10 protein-coding genes are annotated in these 13,306 nt (G+C 74.7%); 6 read left to right on the forward strand and 4 right to left on the reverse strand.

Annotated elements, in window-relative coordinates; genetic code table 11:
• Window positions 1–173 precede the first annotated feature (173 nt).
• Window positions 174–2,990, forward strand: a complete 2,817-nt coding sequence (ppc, locus tag RCG67_RS12745; protein WP_368826722.1) for a phosphoenolpyruvate carboxylase — start codon at window positions 174–176, stop codon at window positions 2,988–2,990.
• A 99-nt stretch (window positions 2,991–3,089) separates the two neighbouring features.
• On the opposite strand, the gene RCG67_RS12750 is transcribed toward ppc, so the two are convergent.
• From RCG67_RS12750 to RCG67_RS12760, 3 genes are all read right to left on the reverse strand, one after another.
• Window positions 3,090–4,874 (reverse strand): ABC transporter ATP-binding protein, encoded by a 1,785-nt coding sequence (locus RCG67_RS12750; RefSeq protein WP_368826724.1) that lies wholly within the window; start codon window positions 4,872–4,874, stop codon window positions 3,090–3,092.
• A gap of 51 nt (window positions 4,875–4,925) precedes the next feature.
• Window positions 4,926–5,861 (reverse strand): polyphosphate kinase 2, encoded by a 936-nt coding sequence (gene ppk2, locus RCG67_RS12755; protein WP_368826725.1) that lies wholly within the window; start codon window positions 5,859–5,861, stop codon window positions 4,926–4,928.
• A 127-nt stretch (window positions 5,862–5,988) separates the two neighbouring features.
• Window positions 5,989–6,447, reverse strand: coding sequence for an OsmC family protein (locus RCG67_RS12760; protein ID WP_368826727.1), 459 nt, complete (start codon window positions 6,445–6,447; stop codon window positions 5,989–5,991).
• A 138-nt stretch (window positions 6,448–6,585) separates the two neighbouring features.
• Here RCG67_RS12760 and RCG67_RS12765 point away from each other — a divergent pair, with 138 nt between their 5' ends.
• Both RCG67_RS12765 and RCG67_RS12770 read left to right on the forward strand, forming a co-directional pair.
• Complete coding sequence (locus RCG67_RS12765; RefSeq protein WP_368826729.1) at window positions 6,586–7,623, forward strand: zinc-binding dehydrogenase; 1,038 nt, start codon at window positions 6,586–6,588, stop codon at window positions 7,621–7,623.
• Window positions 7,624–7,721: 98 nt separating this feature from the next.
• Window positions 7,722–8,282, forward strand: a complete 561-nt coding sequence (locus RCG67_RS12770) for a hypothetical protein (protein WP_368826730.1) — start codon at window positions 7,722–7,724, stop codon at window positions 8,280–8,282.
• A gap of 57 nt (window positions 8,283–8,339) precedes the next feature.
• Here the strand turns inward: RCG67_RS12770 and RCG67_RS12775 are convergent, their stop codons facing one another.
• Entirely contained in the window at window positions 8,340–10,751 is a 2,412-nt protein-coding gene (locus RCG67_RS12775) for a glycoside hydrolase family 31 protein (RefSeq protein WP_368826732.1), read from the reverse strand.
• A gap of 127 nt (window positions 10,752–10,878) precedes the next feature.
• On the opposite strand from RCG67_RS12775, the gene RCG67_RS12780 reads away from it, so the two are divergent.
• The 3 genes from RCG67_RS12780 to RCG67_RS12790 are packed head-to-tail and all read left to right on the forward strand — an operon-like array spanning window position 10,879 to window position 13,279.
• Window positions 10,879–12,066 (forward strand): LLM class flavin-dependent oxidoreductase, encoded by a 1,188-nt coding sequence (locus RCG67_RS12780; RefSeq protein ID WP_368826734.1) that lies wholly within the window; start codon window positions 10,879–10,881, stop codon window positions 12,064–12,066.
• Window positions 12,063–12,746, forward strand: a complete 684-nt coding sequence (locus RCG67_RS12785) for a CE1759 family FMN reductase (protein WP_368826735.1) — start codon at window positions 12,063–12,065, stop codon at window positions 12,744–12,746. Before RCG67_RS12780 ends, RCG67_RS12785 begins: the two co-directional genes overlap by 4 nt.
• Window positions 12,743–13,279 (forward strand): MarR family winged helix-turn-helix transcriptional regulator, encoded by a 537-nt coding sequence (locus RCG67_RS12790; RefSeq protein WP_368826737.1) that lies wholly within the window; start codon window positions 12,743–12,745, stop codon window positions 13,277–13,279. The genes RCG67_RS12785 and RCG67_RS12790 overlap by 4 nt, the downstream gene beginning before the upstream one ends.
• Window positions 13,280–13,306: the final 27 nt, after the last annotated feature.

Below are 13,306 nucleotides of genomic sequence, written 5' to 3' on the forward strand. Positions count from 1 at the left end.
CGAACCTACCGCCCCCGGGCCCGTCCGGGCACGGGTGGTCCCCGGGCCCGGGGGAACATCTCCGTGCGACGTGGATCACGCGGGGTAGGCTGGCACGACAGGCACCGACGGCGCGACCGCTCGTCGGTCGCGCGCGCCGCCGCGACGACCGACCAGCCAGGAGCAGCCGCGACATGACGACCCAGCACGACCGCCCCGCAGCCCCCGACCGCCGACCGTCCGGGGTGATCGACGCGCCGCTGCGTGCGGACGTCCGCCGCATCACGACCCTGCTGGGGGAGACCCTGGCGCGCCAGCGCGGTCCGGAGCTGCTGGAGCTGGTCGAGCAGGTCCGCCGGCTCACCAAGGACGCGAAGGACGCCAAGGCCTCCGGGGGCGACGACGCCGCGGGCCGGGTCCGCGACCTGCTCGGCTCCCTGCCCCTGGACCGGGCGACGGACCTGGTGCGGGCCTTCGCCCACTACTTCCACCTCGCCAACGCCGCCGAGCAGGTGCACCGCGTGCGCGTGCTCGGCCGCCGCCCCGAGGACGAGGGGTGGCTCGCCGCGGCCGTCACCGACGTCGCCGCCGAGGCCGGCCCCGACGCCCTGCGGGAGGCGGTGGGCAGCCTCGACGTCCGGCCGGTGTTCACCGCGCACCCGACCGAGGCCTCCCGGCGGTCCGTGCTGACCAAGATCCGGCACCTCTCCGACATCCTGGCCCTCGAGACCCCCGAGGGCTCCGCCGCGCGCCGCAGCCAGGACCGGCGCCTGGCCGAGCTGATCGAGCTCCTGTGGCAGACCGACGAGCTGCGCCAGAACCGCCCCACCCCGCTCGACGAGGCCCGCAACGCCCTGTACTACCTCCGGGAGGTCCTCACCGAGACCATGCCCGTGCTGCTCGCGGACCTCGAGGACCAGCTGTCGCAGCACGACGTGCACCTGCCGGCCGGCCCCCCGCCGCTGCGCTTCGGGTCCTGGATCGGCGGGGACCGGGACGGGAACCCCAACGTCACCCCCGAGATGACCCGCCGCGTCCTCCAGCTCCAGGGCCAGGCGGCCGTGGACATCGCCCTGGGCTTCCTGGACGTGCTCGTCTCCCGGCTGTCCCCCTCCACCGCCATCGTCGAGGTCGACCCCGAGCTGCGGGAGTCCGTGGAGCGGGACGTGGCGCACCTGCCCGGCCTGGACCCGCGGGTGCTGGAGCTCAACGCGCAGGAGCCCTACCGGCTCAAGCTCACCTGCATCAAGGCCAAGCTGATCAACACGCGCCGCCGGTTCGCGGAAGAGTCCGCGCACGAGCCGGGCCGGGACTACCGGACCACGGCCGAGCTCGTGGCCGACCTCGACGTGGTGGCCGGCTCGCTGCGCCACCACGCGGGCGCGCTCGCCGCCGACGGCTCCCTGGCCGCGGCGATCCGCACCATCGCCGGCTTCGGCCTGGGCCTGGCCACCCTCGACGTCCGGGAGCACGCCGACGCCCACCACGAGGCCGTGGGGCAGCTGCTCGACCGGCTGGGGGAGCTCGAGCAGCCCTACGCGGACATGGACCGCGCCGCGCGCGCCGCGGTGCTCTCCGGGGAGCTCGCCGGCCGCCGGCCCCTCGCCCCGCCGGGGCTCGCCACGGGGTCCGTGCACCTCGACGGCGACGCGGACCGGACGTTCGCGGTCTTCCGGGAGATCGCCCGGGCCCAGGAGACCTACGGCGAGGAGGTCGTCGAGACGTACATCGTGTCCATGACCCGCGACGCGGACGACATCCTCGCCCCCGTGATCCTGGCCCGCGAGGCCGGGCTGGTGGACCTCACGGGCGAGCAGGACCGTGCCACCCTCGGCTTCGCGCCGCTGCTGGAGACCGTCCAGGAGCTGCGCCGCTCCGCGGAGGTCATCGACGAGCTGCTCTCCGACCCGGCCTACCGGCGGGTGGTCGCCGCGCGCGGGGACGTCCAGGAGGTCATGCTCGGCTACTCCGACTCCAACAAGGAGGCCGGGGTGATGACCAGCCGGTGGGAGATCCACCGCACGGAGCGCCGGCTGCGCGACGTCGCCGCCCGGCACGGGGTGCGGCTGCGGCTCTTCCACGGCCGCGGCGGGTCCGTGGGCCGCGGCGGCGGGCCCACCCACGACGCCATCCTGGCCCAGCCCAGCGGCGTCCTGGCCGGGGAGATCAAGTTCACCGAGCAGGGCGAGGTGATCAGCGACAAGTTCTCCCTGCCCGCGCTGGCCCGGGAGAACCTGGAGCTGTCCCTGGCCGCCGTGCTCCGGGCCACGGCCCTGCACCAGGACCCGCGCTCCACCGAGGAGGAGCTCACCCGGTGGGGCGAGGTCATGGACGTGGTGAGCGACGCCGCCTTCGCCGCCTACCAGGGCCTGGTCGAGGACCCGGACCTGCCGGAGTACTTCCTGTCCGCGACCCCGGTGGAGCAGCTCGGCGCGCTGAACATCGGCTCCCGCCCGGCCAAGCGCCCGTCCTCGGACAAGGGGCTGTCCGGGCTGCGGGCCATCCCGTGGGTCTTCGGCTGGACGCAGTCCCGCCAGATCGTGCCGGGCTGGTTCGGGGTGGGCTCGGGGCTGCGCGCCGCGCGCGAGGCGGGGATGGAGGGGGACCTGCGCACCATGCTGGAGCGCTGGCACTTCTTCGGCTCCGTGATCTCCAACGTGGAGATGACCGTGGCCAAGACCGACCTGGAGATCGCCGCCCACTACGTGCGGGCGCTCGTGCCCGAGCGGCTCCAGCACGTGTTCGAGGTGATCCGCCGCGAGTACGAGCTCACCCTCGACGAGCTCGCCCGGCTCACCGGGCAGCAGGAGCTGCTGGACGGCAACCCCACCCTGCAGCAGACGCTCGAGGTGCGGGACCAGTACCTGGACCCCATCTCCTATCTGCAGGTCGAGCTGCTGCGCCGGATCCGGGAGCAGGACGCCGAGGGCCAGGAGGTCGACGAAGGACTGCAGCGCGCCCTGCTGATCACCATCAACGGGGTGGCCGCCGGCCTGCGCAACACCGGCTGACCGGCCGGCCGGGCGGCGGCGGCCGGAGCGCGTGACTCGCCGCGCCTCCGGCTCCCCGGACGGGGCTCCGCGCCGGAGGGCGCAGCGGCGCTCCGCCGATCAGGCGAGCAGCTGGTGGCGGGCCAGCTCGCGGTAGAGCTCCGAGGTGCCCAGGAGCTCGTCGTGGGTGCCCACGGCCGTCACCCGGCCCCGGTCGAGCACCACGATCCGGTCGGCTCCGGCGACGGTGGACAGCCGGTGGGCGACGATGAGCACCGTGCGCCCGGCCGCGGCGGAGCGGATCGCGGTCTGCAGCGCCTTCTCGTTGCGGGAGTCCAGGCTGGCGGTGGGCTCGTCGAGCAGCAGCAGCGGGGTGTCCGCGAGCAGGGCCCGGGCGATGGCCAGGCGCTGGCGCTCGCCGCCGGACAGGCCCGCGCCGTCGTCCCCGACGGTGGCGTCCAGGCCCTCGGGGTGCGACCGGACGCGCTCCCGGAGGTTGACGGCGTCCAGCACCGCCCAGCAGGACTCCTCGTCGGCCTCGGGGGCGGCGAGCACGAGGTTCTCCCGGAGGGACCCGGCCAGCACCGGTGCGTTCTGCTCCACGAAGCCGATCCGGGCCCGCAGCTCGGCGCGGGACACGGCGCGCACGTCGGTGCCGCCGAGCCGGATCGACCCGGCCACGGGGTCGTAGAAGCGCTCGACCAGGGCGAGCAGGGTGGACTTGCCCGCCCCCGACGGCCCGACGATCGCGGTGATCGACCCCGCGGGGACCGTGAAGCTGAGCCGGTCGAGCACGGGACGGCCCGTCCCGTACGCGAAGGTGACCCGGTCGAAGACCAGCTCGACGGGACGCCGGACGTCTGCCGCGGCACCGGCCCGGGCGCCGGACGCCGGGCCCGCCCGGTCGGGGACGTCGTCGTCCGCGTCCTCGCGGGGGAGGTCCAGGATCTCCTGGATGCGGCCCAGGGCGCCCAGGGCGGTGCGGACCGTGGTGATGGCCGAGAAGAACTGCCCCAGGGGCATGACCATCATGAAGAGGAACAGGATGAACGTCACCAGGTCGGCGATCGCGAGGGCGCCCGAGGCCACCCGGTAGCCGCCCACGCCGAGGACGGCGAGGAAGGAGCCCTGGACGGCGAGCCCGCTGATCGGCCAGAGCACGGCGCCGACGCCGGCGACGCGCACCCCGAAGCCGTAGGCGGAGACCGCCTCGGCCTCCAGCCGGGCCGCCTCGCGGTCGGTGGCCCCGCCGGCGCGGATGGTGCGCACCGCCGACACCGCGCGCTCGACGCCGGCGGCGAGCCGGCCCACCGCCTCCTGGGCCGAGCGGGTGAGGGACTGGATCCGGGCCGACGCGACCACCACGGCCAGCACGGCCACCGCCACGACGCCGAGCGTGATGCCGAGCAGGAGCGGGTCCAGCAGCGCCATCCCGACCAGCGCGCCCGCGAACACCAGCGTCCCGCCCAGGGCGTCCACGAGCCCGCCGGTCAGCGCGGCCCGCACCATGGTGGTGTCCGAACCGACCCGGGAGACCAGGTCCCCGGCCCGGCGGGCGTCGTGCTCCCGCACCGGCAGGTGCAGCAGCTGCCCCACGAGCCGCCGGCGGGCGGAGAGCACCACGCCCTCGGCCGTGCGCTCGAGCAGGTACCGCTGCACCGCGCCCACCAGGGCGGCTCCGATGACCAGCAGCACGAGTGCGGCCACCAGCGGCGCCAGGGACCGGCCGGTGCCGATGGAGCCGATGACCCGGTTGACGACCACCGGCTGCCCGAGGGACAGCCCCGCGCCCAGCACGGACAGGACCAGCACCATGCCCAGGACGCCGCGGTGCTCGGCGAGGTAGCCCGCCAGGTCGCGCAGGCGCCCCCGCGGCGCCTGCGCCTCCTCGGCCGGCGCCGTCACGGGCGGGAACGCCGGCTAGGACCCACCGGCCAGGTCTCCACGGTGCGGGGCTCAGTCGCCGACGGCGTCGCGGCCGCGCCGGACGATCAGCGGATCGGGAGGATAGACCACGTCCGGGTCCTTGTCCTCGTAGTCGAACTGGTCCAGGAAGAAGCGCAGCGCGTTGATCCTCGCCCGCTTCTTGTCGTTGGACTTCACCGTGGTCCACGGGGCGTGGTCGGTGTCGGTGCGCAGGAACATCTCCTCCTTGGCGTCCGTGTAGTCCTCCCACCGGTCGAGGGAGGCGAGGTCCTGCGGGGAGAGCTTCCAGCGCCGCACGGGGTCGATCTGGCGGATCGCGAACCGGGTGCGCTGCTCCTGCTGGGTGACGGAGAACCAGAACTTCGTCAGGTGGATGCCCGAGTCCACCAGCATCTTCTCGAAGACCGGGGCCTGGCTCATGAACCTGGCATAGTCCTGCGGGGTGCAGAAGCCCATCACGGGCTCCACGACCGCGCGGTTGTACCAGGAGCGGTCGAAGAGCACCATCTCCCCGGCGGTGGGCAGGTGGCGGATGTAGCGCTGGAAGTACCACTGCCCGGCCTCGCGGTCCGAGGGCTTGGTGAGGGCGACGACGCGGGCCGCGCGCGGGTTCAGGTACTCGGTGAAGCGCTTGATCGTCCCGCCCTTGCCGGCGGCGTCGCGGCCCTCGAACACGATGACGTGCTGGAGGTCGTGGTCCTGGCCCCAGTACTGGAACTTCAGCAGCTCGATCTGCAGCTGGTACTTCTCGAGCTCGTACTCCTCCCGGCTCATCAGCTCGTCGTAGGGGTGCTCCTCCCGCCAGGTCTCCACCGCCGAGCCCCCCGGGTCGATCAGGTCCGGGTCCTCCTCGTGCCCGTGGGGCACGGTGTAGCCCATCTGCGTGAGGTGGTCGATGAACTCCCGCAGGTTCTCCCGCACCGCCCACTGGTCGGCGGGCATCCACTGCCGTTTTCCGTCGGGCATCGGCCGTTCCTCTCCGGTCGGGTCTCTTCTGCGCAGTGTAGGCCCGGCCGTCCTGACCCGTGCGGACGGCGGGCACATGACTCCCCGGTGACCGGCCGGAGCACGGTCCCGCCGCAGGTGCGGGCGCCTACCGGCCGTCGGCGCCGTCGACGCCCACGCTGATGTCGTGGCCGACGGCCGTCCCGTGCTCCACCGTCCGCGAGACCGTGCAGTACTTGTCGTGGGAGAGGCCGACGAGGCGCTCGACCATGCCGGCCGCCTTGCGGCCGGCCGCGTCGTCGGGGAACGAGAGGTGGAACGAGAGGTGCAGGTCCTCCAGGCGGTTCGCGCCGCTCTCCTCGACGATCTTCTGCCCCGTGGCCTCGATCCGGAACTCCGAGGGCTCCGCGCTGCGGGAGGTCGCGACGTCCACGTCGATGGCGGAGCACCCGGCAATGGCGGCCAGCAGCAGTTCCACGGGGGACAGCAGGTCCTCGCCGCGGCCGAAGGCGATCTCGGCCCCCGCCGGGTTGCGGGCGGTGTAGCGGCCGGTGGCGGTGCGGGTCAGCTCGACGGAGCGCGGGGTGGGGTCCGGGGTTTCACTCATGGGTCCATGATGCCAAGCCCACCGGCCCCGGCGCCGGGCCCCGGTGCGCCCGGCCGGCGCGCTGCCCGGTGCCCCTGACACACGCACGTCACCGGCACGCCGCCTGCCGGGGCCGCGCGGCCGTGGGAGAGTGGGGGCATGCGTGCCGTGGTCATCGATGCGTTCAGGAGCCGGCCCGAGGTCCGTGAGGTGGCCGAGCCCACGGCCCCGCCCGGCGGGGTGGTCGTGCGGGTGATGGCCACGGGCCTGTGCCGCAGCGACTGGCACGCCTGGGCCGGGCACGACGAGATCGCGCTGCCCCACGTCCCCGGGCACGAGCTCGCCGGAGTGGTCGCCGCGGTGGGCGCGGGCGTGCGGCGGTGGCGGACCGGGGACCGGGTGACCGTCCCGTTCGTCTGCGGCTGCGGCCGGTGCGAGTGGTGCCGGTCCGGTGACGCGCAGGTCTGTCCCCAGCAGGAGCAGCCGGGGTTCACCCACTGGGGGTCGTTCGCCGAGCACGTCGCCCTGCGCGCGGCCGACACGAATCTCGTGGCCGTTCCCGAGCACGTGGACTTCGCGACCGCGGCCGGGCTGGGATGCCGGTTCGCCACGGCCTACCGGGCCCTGGCCGGGCGGGCGCAGGTCGCCGCCGGGGAGTGGGTGACCGTGGTCGGCGCCGGCGGAGTGGGACTCAGCGCGGTGATGATCGCGCGGGCCCTGGGCGCCCGGGTCATCGCGGTCGACCGCAACCCGGAAGCGCTCGCCGTGGCGCGCGGGCTCGGCGCGGAGCACACGCTGCGCGCGGCCGGGACCGACGTGCCCGCGGCCGTCGCCGACCTCACCGGCGGGGGCAGCCACGTCGCCGTCGACGCCGTGGGCAGCGAGCAGACCTGCGCCGATGCGGTGCTCAGCCTGCGCCGGCGCGGGCGGCACGTCCAGATCGGCCTGCTGCCGCCGGTCGAGGGCCATCCGCGGGTGCCGATGGCGCGGGTCATCGGCTGGGAGCTCGACCTGCTCGGCAGCCACGGCATGGCGGCCGCCGACTACCCGGACATGATGAGGCTCATCGCGCAGGGCGCCCTGGAGCCGCAGAGACTCGTCGAACGGACCATCGGGCTCGAGGAGGCCGCGGCGCTGCTGCCGGTGTTCGACACGACGCCGGTGGCCGGCATGACGATGATCGATCCCGCGCTGTAGGTGCGCCCGCGCCGGCCCTGCGGGCGCCGGGGGCGGAATACGCCGTGGCGCGGCACCGTTGATGATGGGACTCAGTGCCCAGCGACGAGGAGGCCGGCTTGCCCCCACCACGACCGGCGCGCGACGGCGACGACCCCCAGGAGCCCGATCCCCACCCCCTGGACGCCGAGCTCGAGGCGCTGATCAGCGACTACCAGGAGCTGCACAAGGACGACGAGCGCCTGCGCCGGATCGAGCGCATCGTCCATCCCGGGCACCGGACCGCCGAGGAGGAACCCGGGGAGCGTGCCGGGGCGGTCCGGGAGGAGCAGATCGCCCCCGAGCTGAGGACCCAGGACCTCCGGCGGGTCGCCGCCGGGCTGCTGCGCACCGAGGCCGACATGCGGGCCTACGCGGCCCGGTTCGCCCAGCGCAGCACGCGGCAGGACCCGGCCGGACGGGACCTGGACCGCCAGGCCCACGCGCTGGACGCCGCGGGCCGGCACTGGCTGCTGATGATCGGCCAGAACCGGGACCACGGGCTGGTCGCCTGCCGCTTCGTCCGCGAGCAGGGCATCCCGCACGCCAGGGTCGTGTCCTTCACCCCCGAACGGCTGCGGCTGCCGATCCTGGTCGTCGAGCTCGGCCCGGACGAGGACGGCTCCGCGGCGGAGTGCTGATCCGCGTGGCGTGCCGCCGGGCCCCGATCCCGAGGGCCGGGGGCCGTGCCCGGACCGTCACCGCCTGGCCAGCACCAGCTCCGTGAGCGCGCTCAGCAGCGGTCCCTCGACGCCCAGGGCGCTCGCCTGCCCGAGCGCCCCCACGGGATCCCGCCGCACGGCCTCGTGCACCCGCTCCTTGACGTCGTAGCCGATCTGCGCGTCGTTGAGCAGGTCGAACACGCGGGCGGCGAGGTCCGGGGCGGCCACGGTGCGCAGCGCGGCCGACCGCACGACGATCCGCGCCCCGGGGGCCACGCCCTCGACGACGACGGAGGTGCGGTGCCCGCGCACGGCGTCCCCGTGCCGGACGGTCCGCGCCGGGACCGTTCCTCCGTCCACGGTCACGGCGAGCTCCGCCGGCTCCTCGAACCCGATGAGGGTGAGGGTCCAGGTGCGCGCCGCCGGCAGGCAGCCGAGGCCGCCCCGTGCCGGGCCGACCGTGAGCTCCCCGGCGGCCACGTCGAGGACGAGCGGAGTGCGCGCCCAGCGGCCCGGATCGCGGCCGTCGCCGCTGTCGTCGTCCTCGTCCAGGGCGGAGGCGTGCGAGGCGCCGGCGACCACGAGGACCTCGAGCTCGGCGGGATTGCCGACGCCCGGCGCGGCGTCGTCGTCGGACCCGGCGAGGGGCACCACGGCGCCGGCCCGCGCGAGGACGGGGACGTCCTCCAGGCGGCGGTGCAGCACCAGCTCGCGCCCGCCGTCGTAGACGGCGCCCGTGAACAGGTCCGTCCAGGACCCCTCCGGCAGCCACACCGGCACCGCCGCGCGCGTGACCACGGGGTCCGCGGGGGAGGTGACCGGGGCGACCATCAGCTCGGACCCGAACAGGTACTGGTGCCCGTAGCGGTAGGCCTGCTCCGCCTCCGGGTGCTCGTAGTACAGCGGCCGCACCAGGGGGACGCCCTCCACCGCGGCGGCCCGGTTCGCGGTGTGCAGGTAGGGGACCAGCCGGTGCCGCAGCCGGAGACCGCGCTCCATGACCTCCGCGAAGGGGGAGCGGTAGCGCCACGGCTCCTTGGCGATGAAGTCGTTGTCGCCCGAGTGCAGGCGCAGGATCGGCGAGAACACGCCGAACTGCAGCCAGCGGGTGGCCAGCTCGTCGTCGCGGGCGCCGAAGACGTGCCCGCCGATGTCGTGGCTCCACCAGCCGAAGCCGATGTTCGCCGCCGTCGCCGTGAAGTACGGCTGGAACGCCAGGGACGCCCAGGAGATGACGGTGTCGCCCGAGAAGCCCACCGGATACCGGTGGCTGCCCGGACCGGCGTAGCGGGAGAGCGTCAGCGGGCGGGACCCGTCCGCCCCCGAGTCCAGGAAGTGGTAGTGGTTGAGCACCCACAGGGGGTCCACGCCCGGCAGCCGGGAGTGCGGCCCGGACTGCCAGTCGATCCACCAGAAGTCCACGCCGTCGGCCTCCAGGCCGCGGTGCAGGACCTCGAAGTACGCGGCCACGAACTCCCGGTCGGTGACGTCGAAGGCCACCGGCTCCTCCGACCCCGGGTCCCGGCCCAGGGCCGCGAGCATGGCCGGGTGCGCGTCCTCGAAGGAGCGCACCCCGTCGGCCGGGTGCAGGTTGAGCGTGACCCGGTAGCCGCGCTCGTGCGCCCACGCGAGGAAGTCCCGGGGGTCCGGGAACAGCTCCCGGTTCCACGTGTAGCCCGTCCAGCCCGAGCCGTGCCGGCGCTCCACGTGCTCGTCGGTGAGGTGCCAGTCCATGTCCACCACCAGCACGGAGAACGGCAGCCGGTGCCGGTCGAAGTCGGCGACCAGCTGCCGGTACTCGGCGTCGTCGTAGGCGTGGTAGCGGCTCCACCAGTTGCCGAGCGCCCAGCGGGGCAGGACGGGCTGCGGTCCGGAGAGGGCGTAGAAGTCCCGCAGCGCCTGCTGGTGGTCGTGGCCCCAGCCGAAGAGGTAGAGGTCCACGGCCCCCTCCTCGCCGGCGCGCGGCGCGTACCAGCCGTCCTCCGTGAGCAGCACCGAGGCGGAGTCGTCGACCACCCCGAAGCCCTCGCGGGAGGTGATGCCCGGCTCGAGCGGGATGGGTCCGTCCGCCTCGTCGAGGGTGCGCGCGGTCCCGCCCAGGGTGGGGACCGGGGTGCCGTAGCGCCACACGCTGTGGTAGCTGGTCACGCCGCCGCGGATCTGCGCGGACAGGCCGGTCGGGCTGAAGGCCCGCTCGTCGTAGCTGAGGTGGATCCGCTCGGTGACCAGCTCGATCCCGGCCGCCGTGCGCCGCACCCGGAAGTCCGGCACCGGGAACCGGCGGTCGAGGGCGAACGCGGACGGGCGGTCCTCGAAGCGCCCGCTGGGGCTGTGCTCCAGGCGCAGCAGGCCGGGGCTCAGCACGCTGATGCGGTAGTGCTCGCCGGCGACCACGGCGTCCGGGTCGACGGCCCCGGCGCCGGTGGGGCGGAAGTGGGGGAGGGGCATGCGTCCACCCTAGGCGGACCGGGCCGGGAATAACCCGCCCCGGAGGTTCCTTGTACGGGGTAGTTCAAATTTGAAGCAACTGTGCGGGGGTGTCCGACCGGGCGCCGCCGCGGAGCAGGAGGACGGCATGCAGTTCGGCATCTTCACCATCGGGGACGTCACCGAGGACCCCACCACGGGGCGCACCCCCACCGAGCACGAGCGGATCAGGGCCACGGTCGAGATCGCGCGGAAGGCCGAGGAGGTGGGCCTGGACGTCTTCGCCACGGGCCAGCACCACAACCCGCCGTTCGTGGCCCCGGCGAACCCGCCGATCCTGCTGGCGAGCATCGCGGCGCAGACCGAGCGGATCCAGCTGTCCACGGCCACCACGCTGATCACCACCACCGACCCGGTGCGCATCGCCGAGGACTACGCCTATCTGCAGCACCTGAGCGGCGGGCGCGTGGACCTCACCATGGGCCGGGGCAACACCGGCCCGGTGTACCCGTGGTTCGGCCAGGACATCCGCCAGGGCATCCCCCTGGCGGTCGAGCACTACGGTCTGCTCCACCGGCTGTGGCGGGAGGACGTGGTCAACTGGCAGGGCCGGTTCCGCAGCGCCCTGCAGGGCTTCACCTCGACGCCGCGCCCGCTCGACGACGTGCCTCCCTTCGTGTGGCACGGGTCCATCCGCTCCCCCGAGATCCCGGAGCAGGCCGCCTACTACGGCGACGGGTTCTTCCACAACAACATCTTCTGGCCCGCCGAGCACACCCGGCGGATGGTGGAGTTCTACCGGGCCCGCTACGAGCACTACGGCCACGGCTCCGCCGACCAGGCGATCGTGGGCCTGGGCGGCCAGGTGTTCATGCGCCGGAACTCCCAGGACGCCGTGCGGGAGTTCCGCCCCTACTTCGACAACGCCCCGGTCTACGGCCACGGGCCCTCGCTGGAGGACTTCACGACGCAGACGCCGCTGACCGTGGGCTCCCCGCAGCAGGTCATCGAGAAGACCCTCGCCTTCCGCGACTACGCGGGCGACTACCAGCGCCAGCTGTTCCTCATGGACCACGCGGGCCTGCCGCTGAAGACCGTCCTGGAGCAGCTGGACCTGCTCGGCGAGGAGGTCGTGCCGGTGCTGCGCCGGGAGTTCGCCGCGCTCAAGCCGGCCCACGTGCCCGAGGCCCCGACCCACGCCTCGCTGATGGCCCGCCACCGCGCCGGCCAGGACCCGGTGCCCGGCGGCGCCGAGGACTCGCCCGCCGGGCGCGCCCGCGCCGCGCAGGCCGCGGAGCGGGGCGCGGGGAAGACCGCGGAGGGGGCCCGCCGATGAGCGCCCCCACGACGACGCCGGAGCCCGGCGCGGCGAGCCCGCTCACCCTGACGGTGGTCTCGGCCGGGATGTCGGACGCGTCCGCCACCTCGCTGTTGGCCGACCGGCTCGCGGACGCGGCGCGCGACGCCCCGGGCGGGGCGCCGGTGCGGGTCGAGCGCGTGGACCTGCGCCCGCTGGCCCACGCGATCGCCGACCACCTGCTCACCGGGTTCCCCGGTCCGCAGCTGCGGAGCGCGCTGGAGGCCGTCACCGGGGCGGACGCCCTGATCGCGGCCACCCCGACGTACAAGGCCTCCTACTCGGGACTCTTCAAGTCCTTCTTCGACCTCCTCGACGAGGCCGCGTTGGAGGACCTGCCCGTGCTGGTGGCCGCCACCGGCGGCACCGCGCGGCACTCCTTGATGCTCGACTCGGCCATGCGCCCGCTGTTCGCCCATCTCAAGGCCCTGGTGCTGCCGATGGGGGTGTACGCGGCCACCGAGGACTGGGCCGGGGACACGCTCGAGCAGCGCATCCGGCGGGCCGGGGCCCAGCTGGCGCGTTCGATCGCCCCGGGCGCGGAGCCGGCCGGACGCACGGCCGGCGCCGTTCCGGCCGGGGCCCGGCGCCCGGCGCGGGGGGACGGGTTCGAGCAGGTCCCGGACTTCGCGGACCTGCTCGCCCGGGCCGGACGGTGACCTCCCTGCCGGGCGGCGCGGCGTCCGCGGGTGCTCCCTCCGCGGAGGCTCCCTCCGCCGGCGCCCCTGCGGAGGGCGCCCCTGCGGAGGGCGCCCCGGAGGGGAGCTCCCGCCCGTGGGACGTGTGGCAGCTGTACTTCGAGACCACGGCCCGGCTCACCACCGAGATCGAGGCCCGGCTCAAGGAGCACGGGTGCTCGCTCATGGACTACCAGGTCCTGCTGCTGCTGCGCGACGCGGAGGGCCACCGGCTGCGGATGGGGGAGCTGGCCCAGCGGATGGTGTTCTCCCCGAGCCGGCTCAGCTACCAGATCGGCGTGCTCGAGAAGCGCGGCTGGGTGCGGCGCCGCCGCTGCGCGGAGGACGCGCGCGGCCTCGAGGCCGAGCTCACGGACGAGGGCCTGCGCGCCTTCCGCCGCCTGCGGCCCGCCCACGCCCGCGACGTCGAGGAGCTGTTCCTCGGCGCGCTCGAGGGGGACGACGCCGCACGCCTGGCGGCGGTCATGGAGCGGCTGGCCCGGAACCTGGGCTGAGGGCGGGCCGCCCGCGGCGTCCGGGCC

Source organism: Kocuria cellulosilytica (assembly GCF_040981245.1).
Lineage (GTDB): Bacteria > Actinomycetota > Actinomycetes > Actinomycetales > Micrococcaceae > Kocuria > Kocuria cellulosilytica.